The organism is Microbacterium gallinarum (assembly GCF_014837165.1).
In the GTDB taxonomy this organism is placed as follows: Bacteria; Actinomycetota; Actinomycetes; order Actinomycetales; family Microbacteriaceae; genus Microbacterium; species Microbacterium gallinarum.
The window spans coordinates 128713-151810 of record NZ_JACSPM010000002.1 but is presented as its reverse complement, the minus strand read 5'-3'; the positions used below and the strand labels follow the sequence as shown (position 1 = coordinate 151810).

The following is a 23098-nucleotide window of genomic DNA, read 5'->3' as shown; positions in this document are numbered from 1 at the left end:
ATCGGGCGTGGCGGAGTCCCGGGACCGTGGAATACCGGAGGCGCGAAGCGCCGAGGATATGCCGTCGAAAGCCCGGGACGTAGCCTCGCGCGGTCGCTAAACTCTCGCGGCGGAGAACAGCCGGTACACCCTCGGGCGACACGAGAGACGCCGCAAATGCGTGTCCGAAAACCGCTAGCCCCACGAATGACATGAGCCAGCCACGTCGCAACAGGCCAGTTCCACACGCACCGAGAACCGCGGAAAATCAGGCCTCTGAGGGGGTCGAAATCGGCCTTAACTGTGCCAGTAGGTGTGTCACGCGACCTGGACGGACGAAAAATCCCTTGAAAACACTGGGATCGGAGCGGCGGAGGATAGGGGATTCGAACCCCTGAGAGCTTTCACTCAACACGCTTTCCAAGCGTGCGCCATAGGCCACTAGGCGAATCCTCCACGGCCCCGGAGGGCCACAGGACATCCTACCTGGTCGCGGGAGCGCCTCCCGCGTACACGCTTCCCGGCCGCACGATGAGCGATCGCGGGGCGATGACGGCCAGGATGCGACGCGCCGGAGGCGCCGCCGCCAGCAGCTGCGCGCGCACGGCGGTCGCAGCATCCATCGCCGCATCTCCCATCCAGTAGTCCCGCCCACCGGCGGGCGCGTACGAGGCCCGCTCGATTGCGACCACCAGCGTGTACATGTCGTCGGCGGGGGCTCCGTGCTGATCGATGAGCCGCTGCGCGAACGCGCGCGGGGTCTCGCTGGCCGGCACGGCGATGCCGGCGTCGATCGCGGCATCCTGCACGATGAGCCACGCCGCTGCGGCGTCGCCGCCCCGTGCGGCGAGCGTGAGCTGCCGGCGCCGGAGTTCGCGCGCCAGGAAGGGCAGGGCGAGCACGAACAGGATCAGCAGCACGACGCCGAGCATCGGCAGCGGGTTCGTCGTGCCGAGCGGAGTGCCGGGCAGGGCTTCATCGCGCGGGTCGAGAGGACCGTTCGGTCCCTGCTCGGAGCTGGGGGTGGGCGAGGGGGTCGCGCCGGGGGTGGCGGAATTCGGGTCGTCGGTCTCACCCGGCAGCGACGCGGCGGGGGAGAAGGATGTCGGCACGCCGAGTCCTGCGGTGGGCTCGAAGGGGATCCACCCCGCGTTGTCGAAGTACACCTCCGGCCACGCGTGCAGGAGCGAGCTCGACACCGAGTAGACGACCTGGTCGTCGACCGAGTCCGTGGTCGAGACGCCGGGCAGGTACCCGATCACGATGCGCGTCGGCATGTGAAGCGTGCGCGCCATGAGCGCGAACGCCGATGCGAAGTGGATGCAGTAGCCCTGTCGTCGCTCGAGGAACTCGGCGACCGCTTCCGCGCCGCTGCCGTCGAAGCCCTCCTCGACGGGCGCCTCGAGCGAGTAGCGGAACTCGCCGCCGCGGAACCAGCGCTGCATCGCGATGAGGCGGTCGTAGTCGTTCGTGGCGCCTGCGGTCACCTCGGCGGCGAGCTCGGTGACGATCTCCGGTGTCTCGGGCGGGACCTGGGTGGTCTCGTCGCGAAGCTCGGGCCCGCCCGCGTTGTACGAGCGGATCTGCTCGAGCGTCGGGCGCGCCTGGTTCGAGACGACCGTGTACGCCTGGCCCTGCGTCGTGCCCGATTGCGAGATGACGGTGCGGTTGTAGGGGACGGCGGCCCAGCGTCCGTCGAGACCGGTCACCTCGACCGCCGGGTAGGGGACCGGCAGCCACACCGAGGCGAGGCTCATCACCTCGACGTCGGTCGTGTACTCCGCCAGCCGCACGTCTTCGGCGATGCTCACCGAGCCCAGGCCGAACTCGCTGTCGAGAGGCACGGTGCGCACGCGGTCCGGCTCCCACACGCCGCCCTCGAACCGCGACAGTGTCGTCGCCCGCAGGTACGGCGGTGACGGTGCGTTCGAGCGCACGCGCAGCACTTCGATCTGCTCCGGCCGGCGGAGGTCGTCGCCGAGCTGCAGCGTCGCGTCGATCCCGGGGCCGCCGCCGAGGCCGGTGCCCGCGCGCATCAGGGGCTGGGGCAGGAGCGGCGTCGCGACGACGGCCACAACGACCGCGATCGCACCGATGCCGAGCGCCGTCGCCGGCACACCGGCGGTGCGTTCGGCGTCGCGTTCGAGCGGACGCTCGCGCGAGCGTGTCTCGACCCGGATGAGGAAGAGGATCGCGACGGCCAGGAACACGAAGGCGACGACATCGACCTCGCGCGGCACCGCGATCGCCGGGATGAGCGAGACCGCGACGATCCCGATCGACGCCAGCAGCGGCATCCGCGCGGTGAGAACGACATGATCGACGATGATCGTGAGCAGACCCATGGAGCCGACGATGAGGAAGGCGAGCGGGACGGTGTCTTCGAGCGGTGCGGCGCCGAGGATGATCTCGTCCATCGCGTCCTCGAACAGCGGCGGCACCGCGCGGATGGTCTCGGGGGTCGGGATGACCCACAGCAGGGCCGTGTCGCGAAAGAAGACGGCCGTCATCATGGCCACCCAGACGGCCGCCTCGATGAGGCTCACGGCGACGGCCGGCAGCCGGAGACGCCGCGCGCCGTATCCGGCGGCGAGCACGAGCGTCGCGATGACGACCGAGCCGAGCAGCCAGCCGCCAGGCTTGACGACGCCGATGACCGGCATGAGCGCGGCGAGCAGCGCCACCAGCAGAGCGAGGGTCAGCAGCCACTCGCCGCCGCGCCGCGTGCGCGAGGAGTCGTCAGAGGACGACATGGCTCACTCCTCGTCCGACCGCGTTGCCCCACGCCGCGGCGAGATCGCCGTCCGGGTCGATCGCAGCGACCCGCCACCCGTGGTCGGCGGCCCGGTCGAGCGCGTCGCCGAGCGGTCCGACCGCGAGCACCATCGGCAGCGTGCTGTGGTGCGCGACCGGTGCGATCGCGTCGGCGTCGGACGGATCGAACCGCCCCACGATGAGGATGACGGGTCCGGTCATGACGCCGGCGAACAGCCGCGTGAGGCGCGCGAGGCTGTCGTCGCGGCGGGCCGTGAGTGTCGCGAAGTGGCTGAGGAGCGCCTCGACCTCGACCATGTCACCGCCGTCGATCCGCTCGGCCAGGACGGTGCCGTCGGAGTCGAGCACCTCGACCGCGTAGCCGTCGTGCACCAGGCGCGCCACGGCCGACACGCACGCCGACACCGCCATCTCGAACCCGGGGTCGGTGCCCGGCGCCTGCATCGCCTCAGCCGCCCAGCGCAGCACGCCCCGGTCGAGGACGACGCTCGCCTCGGGCGTGGACTCCTGCTCCTCCTGCCGCACCATGAGCTCGTCGCGGTGGGCGGTCGCGCGCCAGTGGATGCGGCGCATCGAGTCACCCGGGATGTACGGCCGGGCGACGAGGTTGTCGGCGCCCTGGCCCAGCTGGTTCGTGGTGGTGTGCAGCGTGCCGCCGGTCTCGCCGGCGAAGTCGGTCAGCGGCGGCAGGTCGATCAGCGCGGGGGCCACCGTCACCGACGTGCGCTCGCCGAACAGCGTGCGGCGCCGCGCCAGTCCGAACGGATCGGTCGAGCGCACCGAGAGCGGTCCGATGGAGTGCACACCGCGCTTCACGCCGGTCACCGTGTACGACAGGTCGACCACTCGCTCGGCGCCGCGCAGTCCCGATCCGAGTGCGGGGAACACGCCCTCCGAGCGGCCGCGCAGGCCCTTCGGAAGCGCGTCGTGCCACGTGCCGGGCGGGGTGGGCACCGCGGTGCGCACACCCACGCGCACGGCGACCGTCGACGTGCGGCCGACGGTCACGACGTCCGGCGTGAACGAGCGTGTCACGACGTCGGTGCGCCGGGTGAGGTAGAGCGACGCGATGCTCGCACCGGCCACCGCCAGCAGCAGGATGCCGAAGTACATGAGCTCCGCGATGCCGAACTCGTTCGCCATCACGAAGCACGTGATCGCCAGGATGAGCGCTCCGGTGCCTCGCACCGTCAGCGGCCACAGGCGTCTCATCGCGGACTCACTGACGCGGCGCGATGGGGACGCGCACGCTCGAGGCGATGCGCTCCAGAATCGTCGTGATGGCGTCGGCGGCGCCGCGCGCACGCGCGCCGCCGGCCGAGCGGGTCGGGATGAGACGGTGCGCGAACACCGGCGCGAGCAGTGCCGTGATGTCGTCGGGGATGACGAACCCGCGTCCGTCGAGGGCCGCCCAGACCTTGGCGGCCCGCACGAGCTGCAGGGTCGCCCGGGGGCTCGCGCCGAGCCGCAGGTCGGAATGGGTGCGTGTCGCGTGCGCCAGGGCGACCGCGTAGTCCTCGATGGGCGGAGCGACGTGCACCGCGCGTGCCCACGAGATGAGCTCCGTCACCTGTTCGGCCGAGACGACCGCCGACAGCTGGTCGAGGGGGTTCAGCGTGTCACGCTGACGCAGCATGAGCGCCTCGGACCGCTCGTCGGGGTAGCCCATCGAGATGCGCATCATGAAGCGATCGCGCTGGGCCTCGGGAAGCGCGTACGTGCCTTCCATCTCGAGCGGGTTCTGCGTCGCCACGACGAGGAACGGCTCGGGCACGTAGTGCGTGCGACCGTCGACGGTCACCTGGCGCTCCTCCATGGCCTCGAGCAGCGCGGACTGCGTCTTGGGGGACGACCGGTTGATCTCGTCGGCGATGACGATGTTCGCGAAGATCGCACCCTGCTTGAACTCGAACTCCCGCTCGACGGGGTTGAACACGCTCACACCGGTCACGTCGCCGGGCAGCAGATCGGGGGTGAACTGGATGCGGCGCACCGTCGCGTCGACCGACGCGGCCAGGGCCCGCGCGAGCATGGTCTTGCCGACGCCCGGGACGTCCTCGATGAGGAGGTGCCCTTCGGCCAGGAGGCATACCAGCGCGCTGCGCACCGCTTCCGGCTTGCCGTCGATCACGCTGCCGACGCCGCCGAGGATCGCGTCGGTCGTGCGGGCGAAGTCCTCTGCCCTCAGGGTCCCGCGCGCACGCGCCTGCTCCGTCATCGCGGTATCGACCATCGCAGACTCCTGTCGCGCCCTGGGACGAGCGTGTCGGGTGGTGGTGCGGGCATCCTCGCCCCCGCGACCGATCCTAACCGCGGGGAAATGGGAGCGGTATGGCCGCCGCTGGGAGAACGCTGGGCGCGCGGGTCGTCCTCCTGCTGTGACCCGTGCCGCCCCGGTGCCATGATGTGGCCATGACGGACCACGACAAGCGCACTCGCGGTGTGCTGATCGCCCTGCTCGCGGGTGTCGCCCTGGTGATCGTGATCGCGCTGATCGCGGTCTTCACCCGCGGCGGAACCGCGACCCTCGACCCGGAGAGCCCTGAGGGCGTCGTGCAGCAGTACAGCCAGGCGGTGATCGAGGGCGACACGCCGGCGGCGATCGAGCTGCTCATCCCCGAGATCGCCGAGGACTGCCGCCGCACCGGCGGGGGCGACGGCGATCACCGCGTCACGCTCACCGAGACGACGGTGAACGGCGACTCCGCGCGCGTCGAGGTGGTCATCGCGACGGTATACGGATCGGGCCCGCTCGGCCCCGACGAGTACGAGAGCGACGGCGTCTTCCAGCTCGAGCAGGTCGGCGGTCGATGGCTGATCGCGACCACCCCGTGGGAGCTCACGGTGTGCGATCAGAGCGGAGCCGGCCTGTGAGCGCGCCGGGTGCGTCCAGCGCGCCCTCCGCGCCCGCCGCGCCCGGCGCGCCGACCGCATCGGGCCGCGCGCAGGGGGTCGTCCGCAGGGTCCTCGTCTTCCTCATCCTGTTCGCGCTCGTCGTCATCGCCGCGATCGGGCTGAGCGGCCTGCTCGAGCGCGCGATCGGCGGCACCATCACCCTGGCCGGCGGCACCGCCGCCCTTGCGCAGTCGCTGGCCTTCACCTTCATCGGCGTCCCGCTGGCCGGCCTGCTGTGGTGGTGGGAACGGCGCCGGCTGCTCGATTCGGATGACCGTGCGTCGCTCGCGTGGTCGCTCTACCTCGCGGCGATGTCGACGACCGCCCTCGTCACCGCAACGGTCGCCCTCGGCTCCGCCGCCGCGGCGGGCATCGAGGGGCGGTGGCGCCCGGGTGACCTCGCGACCGGCGTGGTGTGGGCGGGCGTGTGGTTCTGGCACCGCTCGCTGCGGCGCAGCGAGCGGCTGTCGCCGGCGCGCCTGCCCGGCCTCAGCGCGATCCTCGGCTGGGTGTATGGCGTCGGCGTCTTCGCGACCGGTGCGATCGCGGCGCTGGCCGCCCTCGTCGGCGAAGCGCTCGCCGTCGTGGCGGTGCCGCTGGCGAGCTCGCAGCAGTGGTGGGTTCCGCTGCTCCAGTCGCTCGTGTGGACAGCTCTCGGCGGGCTGGTGTGGTGGTGGCACTGGCGGCGCGAGGGTGCGCGGTCTGCGTCCGGCGCGTTCGCCGGTGTCGCGCTGGTGATCGTGGTGGGCGCGGCCGCCGCGGCGACGCTGTTCGCGATCGGCACCGTGCTCTTCGTGCTGCTGCGCCTGGTGTTCGACACGGCACCCGCCGCCGAGGCGATCGAGCCGCTGGACCGCGCGATCGCCGCCGCGCTCGTCGGCGGCATCGTCTGGGTGATCCACGCCCGGGTGGTCGCCGAGCGCACCGACGCGACGCGCCGCGGCGCCCGACTCGTGGTGTCGGCCGTCGCGCTCATCGGGGCGGCGAGCGGATTCGGCGTCGTCGTTAACGCGCTTCTGGCTGCGCTGACGCCGACGCTGGCGGGCGATAACGCACGCACTCTTCTGCTCGGCGGTCTCAGCGCGCTCGTGATCGGCCTGCCGGTGTGGTGGATCGCCTGGCGGCCCGGGCGGGCAGTGCCGGTCGAAGACGCCGCGTCGACGGCGCGGCGGGTGTACCTCGTCGCGGTGTTCGGGGCCAGCGCGATCACCGCCATCGTGACGCTGCTCATCATCGGCTACCGCATCTTCGAGTTCGTGCTCGACCCCGGCGGCGCCGGCGGACTCATCGAGCGGATCCGCGGGCCGGTCGGTCTCCTCGCGGCCACGGGGATCGTATTCGCGTACCACTTCGCCGTCTGGCGACGCGACCGCGCCCTCGCTCAGGAGGCGGCGCCCGAGCGGCCCCGCAGGGTCGGCCGCATCGTGCTCGTCGCAGCCACGGCCCCCGCAGACATCGCCGAGCGGGTCAAGGCCGCGACGGCGGCATCCGTCGTCCTCTGGCAGGCGACCGACGGAGCCGGACCGGTCGACGACGCCTGGGTTGCGCGCCTCCCGGCGGCTCTCGAGGGCGTCTCCGCGCCGCGCGCGCTGGTCGTCGCGGAGCCTGATGGGGGAGTGCGGGTGATCCCACTCGCCGGCTGACAGGGCGGTCCCGGTCACGCCCCGCCGCGCGACCGGGTTAGACTGGTGTCAGCTCTCCGCGAGGCGGCATCCAGGCCAACTCCCCCAGGACGGAAACGTAGCAAGGGTAACCAGGCTCTGCCGGGTTCGCGGAGAGTCTTACTTTTCCCGGCGGCATCGGCGCCACCGGCCGCATCGGCTCTGTCGGGGCACGCGCCCCGCGCGCCGCCGGTCGCCCATAGGCTTGTCGCGTGGCGCAGAGCATCTTCATCACGTCGGCAGAAGGCCACTCCGGCAAATCGACCGTCGCGTTGGGTGTTCTCGACGCGCTGAGTCATGCGACCCCTCGGGTCGGCGTCTTCCGGGCGATCGCGCGCTCCACCGCCGAGCCCGACTACGTCCTCGAGATGCTGCTCGACCACGACGGGGTCCAGCTGCCGTATGAGGAGTGCGTCGGAGTCACCTACGACGACGTGCGTCAGAATCCGGATGCCGCGCTCGCGACGATCGTCGAACGCTACAAGGCGGTCGAAGCGCAGTGCGACGCGGTCGTGATCCTCGGCAGCGACTACACCGACGTGGGCAGCCCGGCCGAGCTCGGCTACAACGCGCGCATTGCCGCGAACCTCGGTGCCCCCGTCCTCCTCGTGCTGGGCGGGCGGTCCGCGCAGACCCAGACGCGTCCCGAGCAGCTCGGCTCCTCGCTCCCGCGCACCGCGGCCGAGATGGGCCAGATCGCCGACCTCGCGCTCGCCGAACTCGCCCACGGCCGTGCTGAGCTCTTCGCCGTCGTGGCCAACCGCGCCGAGCGATCCGAGGCCGACGCGACGGTCGCGGCCATCCGGCGGTCGGTCGAGTCGGCGCTCGGGCCGGGCAAGCGAGTGCCCGTCTGGGCGATCCCCGAGGACCGGTTCCTCGTCGCCCCGTCGATGCGCGGCATCATGCGCTCCGTCGGCGGCGAGCTGCTCGCCGGCGACCCGGAGCGCCTCACCCGCGAGGCGCTCGCCGTCGTGGTCGCGGGCATGTCGATGGTCAACGTCCTGCCGCGGCTTCTCGAAGGCGCCGTCCTCGTCATCGCGGCCGACCGCACCGAGGTGCTGCTGGCAGCGCTGCTCGCGAACGCGTCGGGCACCTTCCCCTCCATCTCGGGAATCGTGCTGAACGGCGGGTTCGACCTGCCCGAGCCGGTCATGCGCCTGCTCGACGGCCTGGGATCCAACGTGCCGATCGTGACGACCGAGCTCGGCACCTATGAGACGGCCGCGCGCATCATGAGCACCCGGGGCCGGCTGGCCGCCGACTCGCAGCGCCGCTACGACACCGCTCTCGCGCTCTTCGAGCAGAGCGTCGACACCGACGAGCTGCTCGAGGCGTTCGGCGTCGCGCGCGCGACGGTCGTCACGCCGCTCATGTTCGAGTTCCAGCTCATCGAGCGCGCCCGCGCACAGCGCAAGCGCATCGTGCTCCCCGAGGGCGACGACGACCGGGTGCTGCGCGCGGCTGCCACGGTGCTCAAGCGGGGCATCGCCGACCTCACGATCCTGGGCGAGCCCTTCGAGGTGCGCGCCCGGGCCGTCGAGCTCGGCATCGACATCCAGGCGGCCGAGGTGCTCTCGCCGCTCGATGCCGTGCACGTCCACAAGTTCGCCGCGGAGTACGCCCGGCTGCGCGCCCACAAGGGCGTCACGGTCGCGCAGGCGGCCGACACCGTGACGGATGTGTCGTACTTCGGCACCATGATGGTGCACCTCGGACTGGCCGACGGCATGGTCTCGGGCGCGGCGCACACGACCGCGCACACCATCCGGCCCGCCTTCGAGATCATCAAGACGACGCCGGGCGTCTCGGTGGTCTCGAGCGTCTTCCTGATGGCGCTCGCCGACCGCGTGCTCGTCTACGGCGACTGCGCCGTGATCCCCGACCCGACGTCGGAGCAGCTCGCCGACATCGCGATCTCGTCGGCCGCCACTGCCGCGCAGTTCGGCATCGAGCCGCGCGTCGCGATGCTGTCGTACTCGACCGGGGAGTCGGGCTCGGGCGCAGAGGTCGAGAAGGTCCGGGATGCCACGGCCATCGTCCGCTCGCGGGCTCCCGAGCTCCTCGTCGAGGGTCCCATCCAGTACGACGCCGCCGCAGACGCCGCCGTCGCGGCGGCGAAGATGCCGGGTTCGGACGTGGCGGGTCGCGCCACGGTGTTCATCTTCCCCGACCTCAACACGGGCAACAACACCTACAAGGCGGTCCAGCGCTCCGCCGGAGCCGTGGCGATCGGGCCCGTGCTGCAGGGCCTGAACAAGCCCATCAACGACCTGTCGCGCGGCGCGCTCGTCGACGACATCGTCAACACGATCGCGATCACCGCGATCCAGGCTCAGGGAGAGTGAAAATGTCCCCGGTGCTGGTCGTCAACTCCGGCTCGTCGTCGTTCAAGTACCAGCTCATCGACATCGACACCGAGACGACGCTCGCGTCGGGCCTCGTCGAGCGGATCGGCGAGCCGACGGGTCGCGCCACGCACACGGTGGTCGCGCCGCCGACCGACGGGCCGGCGCCGACGATGCTGAATGCGACGCACACGCGCGAGCTGCCGATCCCCGACCACACCGCGGGCTTCCGCGTCATGCTCGACGCGTTCGCCTCCGACGGGCCCTCGCTGGAGGACCACGCGCCGATCGCGGTCGGTCACCGTGTCGTCCACGGCGGCGCGCGGTTCTTCGAGCCGACCCTGATCACTCCGCTCGTCGAGATCAACATCGACGAGCTCTCCGTGCTCGCCCCGTTGCACAACCCGGCCAACCTGGCAGGGATCGTCGCCGCGAAGGCGGCCTTCCCCGACGTCGCGCACGTCGCGGTCTTCGACACCGCGTTCCACCAGACGCTCGAGCCGCACGTCTACACCTACGCGATCGACGCCCGGCTCGCGGCATCCCACCGCATCCGGCGCTACGGGTTCCACGGCACCTCCCACAAATTCGTGAGCGAGGCGGCCGCGGCGTTCCTCGGCCGTCCGCTCGTCGACCTGCGGCAGATCGTGTTCCACCTCGGCAACGGCGCGTCCGTCACGGCGGTCGACGGCGGACGCTCGGTCGAGACCTCCATGGGCTTCACGCCGCTCGAGGGGCTCGTGATGGGCACCCGGTCGGGCGACATCGACCCGGCGGTGCTGTTCCACCTCGCCCGCCGCGACGGGCTGTCCATCGATGACCTCGACGACCTGCTGAACAAGCGCAGCGGCATGCTCGGGCTCGCCGGGTCGTCCGACCTGCGTGACATCCGCGCCGCCGTCGAGCGCGGCGACCCGCAGGCGATCCTCGCGTACGAGGTGTACGTCCACCGGCTGCGCGCGTACGCGGGCGCGTACCTGGCCCAGCTCGGCGGCGTGGACGTCATCTCCTTCACCGCGGGGGTCGGAGAGAACGCCCCGCTCGTGCGCGCGGCGGCGCTCGAGACGCTCGGCTTCGCCGGCATCGAGGTCGACCATGAGCGCAATCAGGCGCCGGGTCGCGGCATCCGGATCATCTCGACGGATGCCTCGGCCGCGACCGTCCTCGTCGTGCCGACCGACGAGGAGCTCGAGATCGCCCGACAGACCGTCAGCGTGGCGCGGGTCTGACCCGCCCTCGCTACCCTTGACTGGTGTCCACCGAAGCCCTGCCCGACCTGTCCGCCTACGACGCCGTGCTCTTCGATCTGGACGGCGTGCTGACCCCGACCGCCGAAGTCCACATGCACGCATGGCAGACCATGTTCGAGGCGCTGTTCGCGGCCTGGGACATCACGCCGCCGTACACCGAGCGTGACTACTTCGACCACCTCGACGGCAAGAAGCGCTACGACGGCGTCGCGAGCCTGCTGCGCTCGCGCGACGTCGAGGTGCCGTGGGGCGACCCGTCCGATCCCGTGACGGCCGACACCGTGTGCGGCATCGGGAATCGCAAGAACGTGGTCTTCGAGACCGTCCTGCGCGACGAGGGGATCGCCCCGTACCCCGGCTCGCTCGCCCTGCTCGATGCGCTCGCCGCCGCCGGCACCGCGGTCGCCGTCGTGTCGAGCTCGAAGAACGCCGAGGAGGTGCTCGCCGTCGCCGGCATCCGCGACCGGTTCGCCGTCGTGATGGACGGCGTGATCGCCGAGCGCGACCACCTCGCCTCCAAGCCCGCTCCCGACGTCTTCGTCGAGGCCGCGCGCATGCTGGATGTCGACCCGGCTCGCAGCGCCGCCGTCGAGGACGCCCTCAGCGGCGTGGCCTCGGCTGCGGCGGGCGGGTTCTCGCTCGTCGTGGGCGTGGACCGCGGTGCAGGAGAGCAAGCCCTGACAGATGCCGGAGCCCACGTCGTCGTCGACGACCTGTCCGAGCTCGTCGCCGCCGTCACCACCCCGACCCGCCCCGAGGAGACCACCTCATGATGGATCGCGACCGGTTCCCCGTCGACCCCTGGCGCCTTGTCGAGACGGAGTTCGACTTCGAGGACAGCGGCGTCACCGAGACGCTGTTCGCGGTCGGCAACGGCTACCTCGGCATGCGCGGCAACCACCCCGAGGGTCGTCAGTCGCACGAGGACGGCACGTTCATCAACGGCTTCCACGAGACGTTCCCCATCCGCCACGCCGAGCAGGCGTACGGATTCGCCGAGGTCGGGCAGACGATCGTCAACGCCCCCGATGCGAAGGTGATGCGGGTCTACGTCGACGACGAGCCGCTGTCGCTCGACGTCGCCGACGTGCGCGAGTACGAGCGCGTGCTCGACATGCGCGACGGCGTGCTGCGCCGTCACGTGCTGTGGACCACGCCGTCGGGCAAGGACGTTCGCGTCGAGTACTCGCGGCTGGTGTCGTTCGAGGAGAAGCACCTGTCGGTCATGACGGTGGACGTGACGGTCCTGAACGCCGACGCGCCGGTCACCGTCAGCTGTCAGCTGATCAATCGTCAGGACGGCGAGGACGTCTACGGCGGCACGCCGACCGCGACCAAGAAGGCCGGCTTCGACCCGCGCAAGGCGGAGCGCATCCAGGAGCGCGTGCTGCAGCCGCAGGAGTACTGGCAGGACGGCCTGCGGTCGGCGCTGTCCTACCGCGTGACGGAGTCCGGCATGACGCTCGCCGTCGTCGCCGACCACATCGTCGAGACCGACAACCCGTACTCGGCACGCACGCTGATCGAGCCCGACATCGCGAAGAACGTGTTCCGGGTGCAGGCGAAGGCCGGCGTCCCGATCCGCGTGACCAAGCTCGTGAGCTACCACACGTCGCGCGGCGTCCCGGCGCGCGAACTCGTCGACCGCTGCCGTCGCACCCTCGACCGCGCCCTCACGCTGGGCGTGGAGACGGTGGCGATCCGGCAGCGCGAGTGGCTCGACGGGTTCTGGGAGCGTTCGGATGTGAAGATCGGCGGGCACGACGACCTGCAGCAGGCGACGCGCTGGTGCCTGTTCCAGCTCGCCCAGGCGTCGGCGCGCGCCGACGGCCAGGGCGTGCCCGCGAAAGGCATGACCGGCTCGGGGTACAGCGGCCACTACTTCTGGGACACCGAGATCTACGTGCTGCCGTTCCTCGCGTACACGACGCCGCTGTGGGCTCGCAACGCCCTGCGCATGCGCTACCTCATGCTGCCGGCCGCGCGCCGCCGGGCCTTCCAGCTCAACGAGCACGGCGCGCTGTTCCCCTGGCGCACCATCAACGGCGAAGAGGCGTCCGCCTACTACGCCGCCGGCACGGCGCAGTACCACATCAACGCCGACGTCTCGTATGCGCTGGCGAAGTACATCCGCGCCACCGGCGACTCCGAGTTCCTCTACCGCGAGGGCGTCGACATCGCCGTCGAGACGGCGCGTCTCTGGGCGACCCTCGGTTTCTGGCGCACCGTCGAGGGCGCGGGCGAGGAGACGTTCCACATCCATGGCGTGACCGGCCCCGACGAATACACGACGGTCGTCAACGACAACCTGTTCACGAACGTCATGGCCCGCTTCAACCTGCGCTTCGCCGCGCGCACCGTTCGCGAGATGGCCGAGGTCGACGGCGAGGTGTACCGGCGGATGGTCGACCGCCTCGGCCTCGACCCCGCCGAGCCCGAGGGGTGGGAGCGTGCCGCGGAGGCGATGCACATCCCGTTCAGCCCGGATCTCGGCATCCACCCCCAGGACCACGTCTTCCTCGAGCGCGAGATCTGGGACCTCGAGAACACGCCGTCCGACAAGCGGCCGCTGCTGCTGCACTTCCACCCGCTGGTCATCTACCGCTACCAGGTGCTCAAGCAGGCCGACGTCGTGCTGGCGCTGTTCCTGCAGGGCAATCACTTCTCCGACGAGGACAAGCTCGCCGACTTCGAGTACTACGACCCGCTGACCACGGGCGACTCGACGCTCTCGGCGGTGGTGCAGGCGATCCTGGCCGCAGAGGTCGGCTATCAGGACCTCGCGCTCGAGTACTTCCGGCAGTCGATCTTCGTCGACCTCGCCGACCTGCACCACAACGCGTCGGACGGCGTGCATGTGGCGTCGGCCGGTGGCGTGTGGACGGCGCTGGTGTCGGGCTTCGGCGGCATGCGCGACCACTTCGGCGAGCTGTCCTTCGATCCCCGCCTGCCCGCCGACTGGCCCGAGCTGTCGTTCGTGCTGCACTGGCACGGCACCCGGCTGCAGATCACCGTCACGCGCGACGAGCTGCGGGTCGCGGCCTCCGGTGGTGATCCGGTCGGGTTCAGCGTGCGGGGGACGGGTTACGTCGTCGGAGCCGGCGAAGAGGTCGTGGTGGCGCTGGACGGGCACGGTCCGGTGATCCCCGGACGCCCGACGCTCGGCGAGCTCACCGAGGTGCAGCGCGAGGACGGCTCGTACCTGTCGGCGTCGGTGCCGACGGTCACGTCGTCCATCCCGATCATCATCGGCGCGGCCGACGTCGAGCAGGGCGCCGACGCGTGAGGACGGCCGCTGCGATGTCACAGCCACGCCGTAGGCTGTCCTGGTGACCACCGCCCTCTATCGCCGCTACCGACCCGAGTCGTTCGGCGAGATGATCGGCCAGTCGCAGGTCACCGAGCCGCTCATGACTGCGCTGCGCGGTGATCGCGTCGGGCACGCCTACCTGTTCTCGGGTCCGCGCGGCTGCGGCAAGACCACGTCCGCCCGCATCCTCGCCCGGTGCCTCAACTGCGCACAGGGGCCGACCGACACCCCGTGCGGCACCTGCGACAGCTGCGTCGAGCTGGGCCGTGGCGGCGGCGGGTCGCTCGACGTCGTCGAGATCGACGCGGCGAGCCACAACGGCGTCGACGACGCCCGCGACCTCCGCGAGCGGGCCGTCTTCGCCCCGGCGCGCGATCGCTTCAAGATCTTCATCCTCGACGAGGCGCACATGGTGACGCCGCAGGGCTTCAACGCGCTGCTCAAGCTGGTCGAAGAGCCCCCCGACCACGTCAAGTTCATCTTCGCCACGACCGAGCCCGAGAAGGTCATCGGCACGATCCGCTCACGCACGCACCACTACCCGTTCCGGCTCGTGCCGCCGGGGGCCATGCTGTCGTATGTCGAAGAGCTGTGCGGGCAGGAGGGCGTCGAGGTCGAGCAGGGTGTGCTGCCGCTCGTCGTCCGAGCCGGTGGCGGCTCGCCGCGAGACACCCTGTCGCTGCTCGACCAGCTGATCGCCGGCTCCGAAGAGGGCAAGGTCCGCTACGAGCGCGCCGTGGCCCTCCTCGGCTACACGCACGCCGAGCTGCTCGACGAGGTGGTCGACGCGTTCGCCGCGGGCGACGCGCAGGCCGCGTTCTCCGCTGTCGACCGCGTCGTGCAGACAGGTCAGGATCCGCGCCGGTTCGTCGACGACCTGCTCGAGCGGCTGCGCGACCTCATCGTCGTCGACGCGACGGGCGACGGGGCGGCCGCGGTCCTGCGCGGAGTCTCGGCCGAAGACCTCGAGCGCATGAAGGGCCAGGCCGCCGCCTTCGGCACCGTGCGCCTCTCGCGCACGGCCGACCTCGTCATCGCCACGCTCGACGACATGACCGGTGCCACCTCGCCCCGCCTGCAGCTGGAACTCATGGTCGCGCGAGTGCTGGCCAGGGGAGCGGATGCCGCGGCCCCGACGGCGGCTGTCGCTGCTGTGCCTGCGGCTGTTGCGGCTGCTGCGGCGCCTGCGGCTGTGGCGCCGGCACCTGCACCTGCACCTGCTGCTGCCGCGCCCGTGGCCGAGGCTGTGCGCCGTCCGGCTGAGCCCGCCGACACGGTGCCGACGGTGACCACGACCGCCCGGGGCACCGCCGCGGTGATCGAGCCGGCAGCCGCCGCGCCCGCACCCGCACCGGCGGAGGCAGCTGCCCCCGCCGCGGACCAGACCGCACCGGCTGCCGTGACTCCGCCCGAGCCGGTCGCCGCACCCGCGCCGACGCCGGTGTCCGACGGGCCGGTCACGCTCGAGCGCATGCGCGCCGGGTGGGCCGAGATCCTGAGCCGCCTCGAAGGCATCAGCCGCACGTCGTGGCTGCTGGCGTCGAACGCCGAGGTCGCCGGCCTCGACGACGATGTGCTCACCCTCGCCTTCGCCAGCCAGGCCGACGTCGCCAAGTTCAAGCAGCGAGCGGCGGGTGGCGGGCCGAGCGAAGACCTGCGCCAGGCGATCCTGGCGGTGCTCGGCATCCGGGTGAAGTATCTGGCCAAGCACGACGACGGCGGTTCGGCGCCGCGCCGACCGGGTTCAGCCCCGGCCGCTCCGCCCGCCTCCCCGCGTCCGGCCCCGGCACGCGCCGCCGCGCCGGCGGCCGCCGCTCCGGTCACCGAGTGGGCCGTGGCTCCGATCCCGACCGACGCCGACGCTCCGCCGCCCGACCCGGGGCCGCCGGCGGCGTTGTCCGCAGGGCAGTTCGCGGTCGACGACGAACCCGAAGACGCCGCCGCCCGGTCGCGCATCGCGACCCTGGCACCGGTCCGCGAGGGCGAAGTGCTCCGCGCCGCCGACGTCGAGCCGTCCATCGAGCCCGGAGACGAAGACGAGGACGTCCCGACGGATGTCGCGGCCGACGTCCCGGTTCCGCCGGTCGTCGCACCGCCGCTGCCCCCGGTGGTGACGACGCGCAACGACGGCGTCCAGCGCTACGGCGAGGCGGTGGTGCGTCAGATGCTGGGCGCGACCTTCGTGCGCGAAGAGCCGTACGAACCGCCGACGAGGTTCAGCTAGCCCATGTACGACGGGATCGTCCAAGACCTCATCGATGAATTCGGCCGGCTGCCGGGCATCGGCCCCAAGTCGGCCCAGCGCATCGCCTTCCACATCCTCCAGACGCCGAACTTCGATGTGTCGCATCTCGCGCAGCTGCTCGCCGAGGTGCGCGACAAGGTGCGGTTCTGCGAGGTATGCGGCAACGTCACCGAGCAGGAACGCTGTTCGATCTGCCGTGACCCGCGGCGCAACCTCAGCCTCATCTGCGTCGTCGAAGATGCGAAGGACGTGGCGGCCATCGAGCGCACCCGCGAGTTCCGCGGTCTCTACCACGTGCTCGGCGGTGCGATCAGCCCGATCGCCGGCATCGGGCCCGACGACCTGCGTATCACCCAGCTGATGCAGCGCCTCGCCGACGGCACGGTGCAGGAGGTCATCCTGGCGACGAACCCCAACCTCGAGGGCGAGGCCACGGCGACCTACCTCAGCCGCCTGCTGCACACCCTCGAGATCAGCGTCACACGCCTGGCCTCGGGCCTCCCCGTCGGCGGCGACCTCGAGTACGCCGACGAGGTCACGCTCGGTCGCGCCTTCGAGGGGCGGCGCTCGGTCTGAGGTCCGGGTGCCGATCGTGCACCCCAGCGGCCGGGTGCGCGCACCATCGATCGCTGTCCGAGGTCCGCGGTACTTTGGCAGTCGTGCGCGTCGCGGTGCGACCCGGCGTCCTGCACTCTGGAGCGATGGAAGAGGCGACGTGAACGGCACCATTCAGCGATTCGACGCCCGCGCGTGGGTGCTCTTCGCGATCATGGCGGTGGTCTGGGGCGTCCCGTACCTGTTCATCAAGGTCGCGGTCGACTCGTACTCGCCCGCGGCGGTGGTCGCGGGTCGCACGCTCATCGGCGCCCTCGTCCTGCTTCCGTTCGCCCTGCGTCAGAAGGCGCTGCGCCCCGCGTGGTCGAAGATCGGCTGGGTGCTCGCCTTCGGCGCGATCGAGATGGCCGGCCCGTTCCTGCTGCTCGGCCACGCCGAGCAGACCCTCCCGTCCGGCCTCACCGGCCTCCTCGTGGCAACGGTGCCGCTGTTCGCCGCACTGATCGCCTTCGGCGGCGGAGACCGCTCGGTGCTCAAGCCCGCCCGGGCGATCGGGCTCGTCGTCGGCTTCGCGGGCGTCGCCGTGATCGTCGCCGGGCCCGGGCTGGCGATCGAGGGCGGAGGGGGGCTCCTCGCGGTCGGCGAGATCCTGCTCGTCGCGATCCTGTATGCGATCGCGCCGTTCATCATCGCCCTCAAGCTGAGAGACGTGCCGGCGCTCGGCACGATCACCCTCGCCCTCTTCGCGGTCGGTGTGTTCTACCTGCCGATCGGGATGCTCACACAGCACGAGGTGCCGACGATCGACGCCACGCTCGCGCTCATCGCCCTCGGCGTCGTGTGCACGGCCGTCGCGTTCATCGTGTTCTTCGCCCTCATCGCCCGCGTCGGTCCGGTGCGCGCGCCGCTCTTCACCTACGTGAACCCAGTGGTGGCGATCCTCCTCGGCACGATCATCCTCGGCGAGAGCCTGACACTGGGACTGCTCATCGGGTTCCCGCTCGTCATCCTCGGATGCTGGCTCGCGGCGACGGGCGGCACCATCCGCCCCCGCGCGCCCGAGCCCGAACCCGAGGTGGAGGCCGAGTTGCCTCCCGTCGCGCCCGGCTGACCGGATCCACGCGCGCGGCGTCGATCAGCGCAGCACTTCGACGAGGGCCACCCACGACACCACGATCGCCGACACGATGGCGAGCAGAGTCGCGACCGCTGCGACGAGGAGCCCTCCCGGGACGCCCAGCACCAGCATTGCGGCCGCGGCGAGGTAGGCCACCACGGGAGCGAATCCGAGCGCTGACTTGAAGAACCGGCTCACGCGCGCCGGCGCGATATCGCGGGTGATCGTGATCGTCGCGTGGACCTGGAAGATCGCAGCCACGACCGCGCCCGCTGCGATCATCGCGCCGTAGGCGATCGGCCCGATGTCCGGGACGAGTCCCATGCCGGTCACGACGATCGCGAGCACGAGCGAGGCGATCGCCGCCGCGAGCCGCGCGGTGAGCGTCGCAGACTTGATGATCTCGGCGATGTTGACGCTCGACGCGACGATCACCAGACCGGCGAGCGCAGCCGTGGCGCCGACCATCGCGACGTTGAACTCCGACCAGGCATCGAGGTTGTCCATGCCCCGGATGCTAGCCCCCGACCTCGCGGCGCGCAGGTCTCCGGCTCACCCGTCACATGGCCGGTCCGGAATCGGCGCGTCCGTAAGATGGAGGCTCGGGTGCGGCATCCGATCGCTCCTGTCAGGCTTGTGTGCCGCACGTCGGCACTTCGGGGAGTTCCACGTGGCGCTGATCGTCCAGAAGTACGGCGGGTCGTCGGTCGCGGATGCCGAGAGCATCAAGCGCGTCGCCAAGCGCATCGTCGATGCGCGTCGTGCCGGTCACGACGTCGTCGTCGCGGTGAGCGCCATGGGCGACACCACCGATGAGCTGCTCGACCTCGCGGCGCAGGTCGCCCCGATCCCGGCTCCGCGCGAGCTCGACATGCTGCTCTCCAGCGGAGAGCGCATCTCGATGGCGCTGCTGGCCATGGCGATCCACTCGATGGGCTTCGAGGCCCGGTCGTTCACCGGCTCGCAGGCGGGCATGATCACGACGGCCGACCACGGCTCGGCGCGCATCGTCGACGTCACCCCCATCCGCCTCCGCGAAGCGCTCGACGAGGGGGCGATTGTCATCGTCGCCGGTTTCCAGGGCTTCAACCGCGACACCCGCGACATCACCACGCTCGGCCGCGGCGGCTCCGACACGACGGCCGTCGCCCTCGCGGCGGCGCTCGACGCCGACGTCTGCGAGATCTACAGCGACGTCGACGGCATCTTCACGGCCGACCCGCGGGTCGTGCCGAACGCTCGCAAGCTGGGCGTCGTGTCGGCGGAGGAGATGCTCGAGCTCGCGGCCAACGGCGCGAAGGTGCTGTACATCCGCGCCGTCGAGTACGCTCGCCGCCACGGCGTCCTGATCCACGCGCGTTCGACGTTCAGTTCGAGCGTCGGCACCTACGTTCTCGGCCCGGGGATGACGCTCCCCGACGGCGCAAAGGGAGAAGACATGGAAGAGCCGATCGTCGCCGGAGTCGCGACCGACCTCAGCCAGGCCAAGATCACGGTCATCGGAGTGCCCGACGTGCCGGGCAAGGCCGCCGAGATCTTCAAGGTGGTCGCCAAGTCCGGCGCCAACGTCGACATGATCGTGCAGAACGTGTCGGCGGCGACGACGGGTCGCACCGACATCTCCTTCACGCTCCCCAAGACCGATGCCGCCACCGCGCTCAAGGCGCTCGCCGGCGATCAGTCCGAGATCGGCTTCGAGAGCCTCGTCCACGACGACCAGATCGGCAAGCTGTCGGTCGTCGGCGCCGGCATGCGCACGCATTCGGGCGTCTCCGCGACGCTCTTCGAGGCGCTCAGCGTCTCGGGCATCAACATCGAGATGATCTCGACGTCCGAGATCCGCATCTCCGTGGTCGTGCGCGGCGACGATCTCACGGAAGCCGCGCGCGTGGTCCACACCGCGTACGGTCTCGACGGCGACATCGAGGCCGTCGTCCACGCCGGCACGGGCCGCTGACGCCGGCACCGGCCGCGACGCCGCCACCGGAGCACCCGGCACCGGCCGCTGAAGCTGCCGCCGGACCACCCGGCACCGGCCGCTGGAGCACCCGGCACCGGCCGCTGACGCCGGCACCGGCCGCTGACGCTGCCGCTGGAGCACCCGGCACCGGCCGTTGACGCTGCCGCCGGAGCACCCGGCACCGGCCGCTGACGCCGGCACCGGCCGCTGACGCCGCCGGCGGAGCATCCGTCGCCGCGGGCACTTCTTGCCGCGGCATCCGTCGTCGACCTGATCAGGCGATTCGACGAGAACAGGCGGATCCCGCCGCGATCATCCTGATCTGGTCGAATCGCCTGAACCCGCGAACCAGCCGCGCCCCGACGGCCGGCCGGCAGCGCGATCAGCTGCGCTCAGGCTCGCCGAGGAGCCCGGCGACGAGCGCGTCGACGACGTCGTCGGTGGGACGACCGGGATCGATCGAGACGGTCAGCCGATCGAGGATGAGCCCTTCGATCGCGTAGTGGAAGAGGGCGATCTCGAACTCGTCGCCGGGCAGCCCCGCCGCGCGGTTGAACGCCACGTCGGCCGCGAAGCCGGCGCGCATCCACGCACCGAGCGCCGCGGCGATCGACGGGGAGCGGGCGCCCTCCAGGCGCAGCGTGAACAGCGCCAGCGTGACCTCGCGCTCATCCGTCAGGCGCCGCACGATGTCGCGCGTGTAGTCGGCGAACAGGGCGCGGTCGGGCGTGCGCTCCGCCCATGCCTCCTGAAGGGCCGGGTCGGGCGCGAGACGCTCCCCGATCCGGTCGACGAGCGCGCCCACGAGGTCGTCGCGACTGCGGAAGTAGTTCGACGCGGTGCCGACGGGAACCCCTGCGCGCGCATCCACCGCCCGATGCGTGAGCCCGCGCATCCCTTCTGCCGCCAGCACCGCGATTCCTGCATCGGCGAGCCTGCGCCGGCGATCGTCGTTTCGCGCCATGCCCGAAGACTAGCGGAACCACGACAAGTGTCGTAGTCTCCAATCACTACAGCTGTCGTGAAAGAGGGCATGATGCGAGAACTGATCTATTACGTCGCGGTGTCGCTCGATGGGCGCATCGCGTCGCCCGCCGGCGCATTCGATGCGTTCCCGGTGACGGGCGACCACTTCGACGTCATCTACCAGGAGTGGGCAGACACCGTGCCCGCAGCCGCGTACGACGCGCTCGGACTGACCGGTCCGCGCGGTCGCTTCTCGACGGTCCTGATGGGCTGGAACACATACGCCGCCGGATTCGAGTTCACCGATGATCCGTACCCGCACCTCGACCAGATCGTGTTCTCGCGCACGCACTCGGGGAGCGAGACGACGAGCGTGCGGGTCACCGCCGACGACCCGCGCGAGGTCGTCGCCGACCTCAAGTCGCGGGACGGAGCCGACATCTGGCTGTGCGGCGGCGGTGACCTCGCCGCACAGCTCGTGGATCAGATCGATCGGCTGGTGCTCAAAGTGAACCCGTTCGTCTTCGGCGACGGCATCCCGCTCTTCGCAGGGGAGTGCGACCCGATGTCGTTCGGCCTCGTCGCCACACGCAGCTTCGCCTCGGGCGTCGTCATCAGCGAGTACGAGCGCCGGTGAGCCCTGCCACCCGGTGTCGACCGAGGACGCGGCGGCCGGCGCATCCGTCCGCCGAATCAGGCGATTCGGCGAGAACAGGCGGATATTGCTGCGATCGGCCTGATCCCGTCGATCAGCCTGCGCTGGTCGACGAGTGCCGGCGGTGGGATGGCCGGAATCGCGCGATCCTCGGCGGTCGCGGGCGGTAACACCGGGCCGACCGCGGGGGAGCGGCCGGTAGAATCGCCGAAACGCCAGCGCAGGTGTGCCCTTCTGGGCCGCGCGCGGCCCGCGACATCCAAGGACTCCTCATGACCCGCATCTCCGATTCAGGACTCTCCGTCGCCGTCGTCGGCGCCACCGGCCAGGTCGGCACCGTGATGCGCGAGATCCTCGTCGAGCGAGATTTCCCGATCCGCGAGCTGCGCCTGTTCGCGACGGCGCGCTCCGCGGGTACAGCCGTCGAGTTCAAGGGCGAGACGATCATCATCGAGGATGTCGCCACCGCCGACCCGTCGGGCATCGACATCGCGCTCTTCTCGGCCGGCGCCACGGGCAGCCGTGCGCACGCCCCGCGCTTCGCCGAGGCCGGCGCCCTCGTGATCGACAACTCGAGCGCCTGGCGCATGGACCCCGAGGTGCCGCTCGTCGTCAGCGAGGTCAACCCCCACGCGATCGCCGAGGCGAAGAAGGGCATCGTCGCCAACCCCAACTGCACCACGATGGCTGCGATGCCGGTGCTCAAGGTCCTCCACGCCGAGGCGGAGCTCGAGCGCCTGATCGTGTCGACGTACCAGGCCGTCAGCGGCTCGGGTCTCGCCGGCGCCGAGGAGCTCCTCGGTCAGGTCGAGGGCGTGCTCGCACAGGGCAACACGCTCGACCTCGTGCGCGACGGCGCGGCGGTCGACTTCCCGCAGCCCGAGAAGTACGTCGCTCCGATCGCCTTCGACGTCATCCCGCTCGCCGGCAACCTCGTTGACGACGGCCTGAACGAGACCGACGAGGAGAAGAAGCTCCGCAACGAGAGCCGCAAGATCCTCGAGCTGCCCGACCTCCGCGTCGCGGGCACCTGCGTGCGCGTGCCGGTCTTCACCGGGCACTCGCTGAGCATCCACGCCGAGTTCGCCCGAGACATCACGCCCGAGCGGGCGCGCGAAGTGCTGGCGTCGGCGCCGGGCGTCGTGCTCGAAGAGGTCCCCACCCCGCTGCAGGCGGCCGGCAACGACCCGAGCTACGTCGGCCGCATCCGCGCCGACCAGTCCGCGCCCGAGGGCAAGGGTCTCGTGCTGTTCATCTCGAACGACAACCTGCGCAAGGGCGCCGCGCTCAACGCCGTCCAGATCGCCGAGGTGGTCGCGGCGTCTCTCGGTGCGAAGGCCTGAGCCGCGGCATCCGTTCGCTTGATGGTCGCGCAAGAAGCGCCG

17 protein-coding genes, 1 tRNA gene and 1 other RNA gene are annotated in these 23098 nt (G+C 71.1%); 13 read left to right on the top strand and 6 right to left on the bottom strand.

Going from position 1 to position 23098, the window contains the following annotated elements; translation table 11 throughout:
• Positions 1–350 precede the first annotated feature (350 nt).
• The 4 genes from H9622_RS07565 to H9622_RS07550 all read right to left on the bottom strand — a co-directional run bounded on the left by H9622_RS07565 (position 351) and on the right by H9622_RS07550 (position 4987).
• Positions 351–435 (bottom strand) — tRNA-Ser (locus H9622_RS07565).
• Positions 436–461: 26 nt separating this feature from the next.
• Positions 462–2732, bottom strand: coding sequence for a transglutaminase TgpA family protein (locus H9622_RS07560; protein WP_191765790.1), 2271 nt, complete (start codon positions 2730–2732; stop codon positions 462–464).
• Entirely contained in the window at positions 2719–3966 is a 1248-nt protein-coding gene (locus tag H9622_RS07555) for a DUF58 domain-containing protein (RefSeq protein ID WP_191765789.1), read from the bottom strand. The genes H9622_RS07560 and H9622_RS07555 overlap by 14 nt, the downstream gene beginning before the upstream one ends.
• A 7-nt stretch (positions 3967–3973) precedes the next feature.
• Positions 3974–4987, bottom strand: a complete 1014-nt coding sequence (locus tag H9622_RS07550) for an AAA family ATPase (RefSeq protein WP_404802857.1) — start codon at positions 4985–4987, stop codon at positions 3974–3976.
• Between the two features lie 179 nt (positions 4988–5166).
• Between H9622_RS07550 and H9622_RS07545 the strand changes: the two genes are divergently transcribed.
• From H9622_RS07545 to H9622_RS16095, 10 genes are all read left to right on the top strand, one after another.
• Positions 5167–5628, top strand: a complete 462-nt coding sequence (locus H9622_RS07545; RefSeq protein ID WP_191765788.1) for a hypothetical protein — start codon at positions 5167–5169, stop codon at positions 5626–5628.
• A complete protein-coding gene (locus tag H9622_RS07540; protein WP_191765787.1) occupies positions 5625–7292 on the top strand; it encodes a DUF5671 domain-containing protein in 1668 nt (555 codons plus the stop codon). Before H9622_RS07545 ends, H9622_RS07540 begins: the two co-directional genes overlap by 4 nt.
• 47 nt (positions 7293–7339) lie before the next feature.
• Positions 7340–7436, top strand: an RNA gene (gene ffs / locus H9622_RS07535) — signal recognition particle sRNA small type.
• 86 nt (positions 7437–7522) lie between these two features.
• Complete coding sequence (gene pta / locus H9622_RS07530) at positions 7523–9655, top strand: phosphate acetyltransferase (protein WP_191765786.1); 2133 nt, start codon at positions 7523–7525, stop codon at positions 9653–9655.
• 2 nt (positions 9656–9657) lie between these two features.
• A complete protein-coding gene (locus H9622_RS07525; protein ID WP_191765785.1) occupies positions 9658–10884 on the top strand; it encodes an acetate/propionate family kinase in 1227 nt (408 codons plus the stop codon).
• A 20-nt stretch (positions 10885–10904) separates the two neighbouring features.
• On the top strand, positions 10905–11678 hold the full coding sequence (locus tag H9622_RS07520; RefSeq protein WP_191766123.1) for an HAD family hydrolase: 774 nt from the start codon (positions 10905–10907) through the stop codon (positions 11676–11678).
• Entirely contained in the window at positions 11675–14191 is a 2517-nt protein-coding gene (locus tag H9622_RS07515) for a glycoside hydrolase family 65 protein (RefSeq protein WP_191765784.1), read from the top strand. The genes H9622_RS07520 and H9622_RS07515 overlap by 4 nt, the downstream gene beginning before the upstream one ends.
• 43 nt (positions 14192–14234) lie before the next feature.
• Complete coding sequence (locus H9622_RS07510; RefSeq protein ID WP_191765783.1) at positions 14235–16439, top strand: DNA polymerase III subunit gamma and tau; 2205 nt, start codon at positions 14235–14237, stop codon at positions 16437–16439.
• Between the two features lie 3 nt (positions 16440–16442).
• A complete protein-coding gene (gene recR / locus H9622_RS07505) occupies positions 16443–17036 on the top strand; it encodes a recombination mediator RecR (protein WP_191765782.1) in 594 nt (197 codons plus the stop codon).
• A 139-nt stretch (positions 17037–17175) separates the two neighbouring features.
• Positions 17176–18126 carry a DMT family transporter gene (locus tag H9622_RS16095; RefSeq protein WP_318247060.1) on the top strand — a complete coding sequence of 317 codons (951 nt, stop codon included), beginning with the start codon at positions 17176–17178 and terminating at the stop codon, positions 18124–18126.
• Positions 18127–18150: 24 nt separating this feature from the next.
• Here H9622_RS16095 and H9622_RS07495 read toward each other — a convergent pair whose 3' ends face one another.
• The gene (locus tag H9622_RS07495; protein ID WP_191765781.1) at positions 18151–18639 is read right to left on the bottom strand and encodes a hypothetical protein; all 489 of its coding nucleotides are present in this window, start codon (positions 18637–18639) and stop codon (positions 18151–18153) included.
• Between the two features lie 163 nt (positions 18640–18802).
• Between H9622_RS07495 and H9622_RS07490 the strand changes: the two genes are divergently transcribed.
• Entirely contained in the window at positions 18803–20089 is a 1287-nt protein-coding gene (locus H9622_RS07490) for an aspartate kinase (protein WP_191765780.1), read from the top strand.
• Positions 20090–20474: 385 nt separating this feature from the next.
• Here the strand turns inward: H9622_RS07490 and H9622_RS07485 are convergent, their stop codons facing one another.
• The gene (locus H9622_RS07485; protein ID WP_191765779.1) at positions 20475–21056 is read right to left on the bottom strand and encodes a TetR/AcrR family transcriptional regulator; all 582 of its coding nucleotides are present in this window, start codon (positions 21054–21056) and stop codon (positions 20475–20477) included.
• Positions 21057–21128: 72 nt separating this feature from the next.
• Between H9622_RS07485 and H9622_RS07480 the strand changes: the two genes are divergently transcribed.
• Positions 21129–21695: a dihydrofolate reductase family protein gene (locus H9622_RS07480; protein ID WP_191765778.1), complete on the top strand. Its 567-nt coding sequence runs from the start codon at positions 21129–21131 to the stop codon at positions 21693–21695.
• Between the two features lie 290 nt (positions 21696–21985).
• The gene (locus tag H9622_RS07475; RefSeq protein ID WP_191765777.1) at positions 21986–23056 is read left to right on the top strand and encodes an aspartate-semialdehyde dehydrogenase; all 1071 of its coding nucleotides are present in this window, start codon (positions 21986–21988) and stop codon (positions 23054–23056) included.
• The last annotated feature ends 42 nt before the right edge of the window (positions 23057–23098 follow it).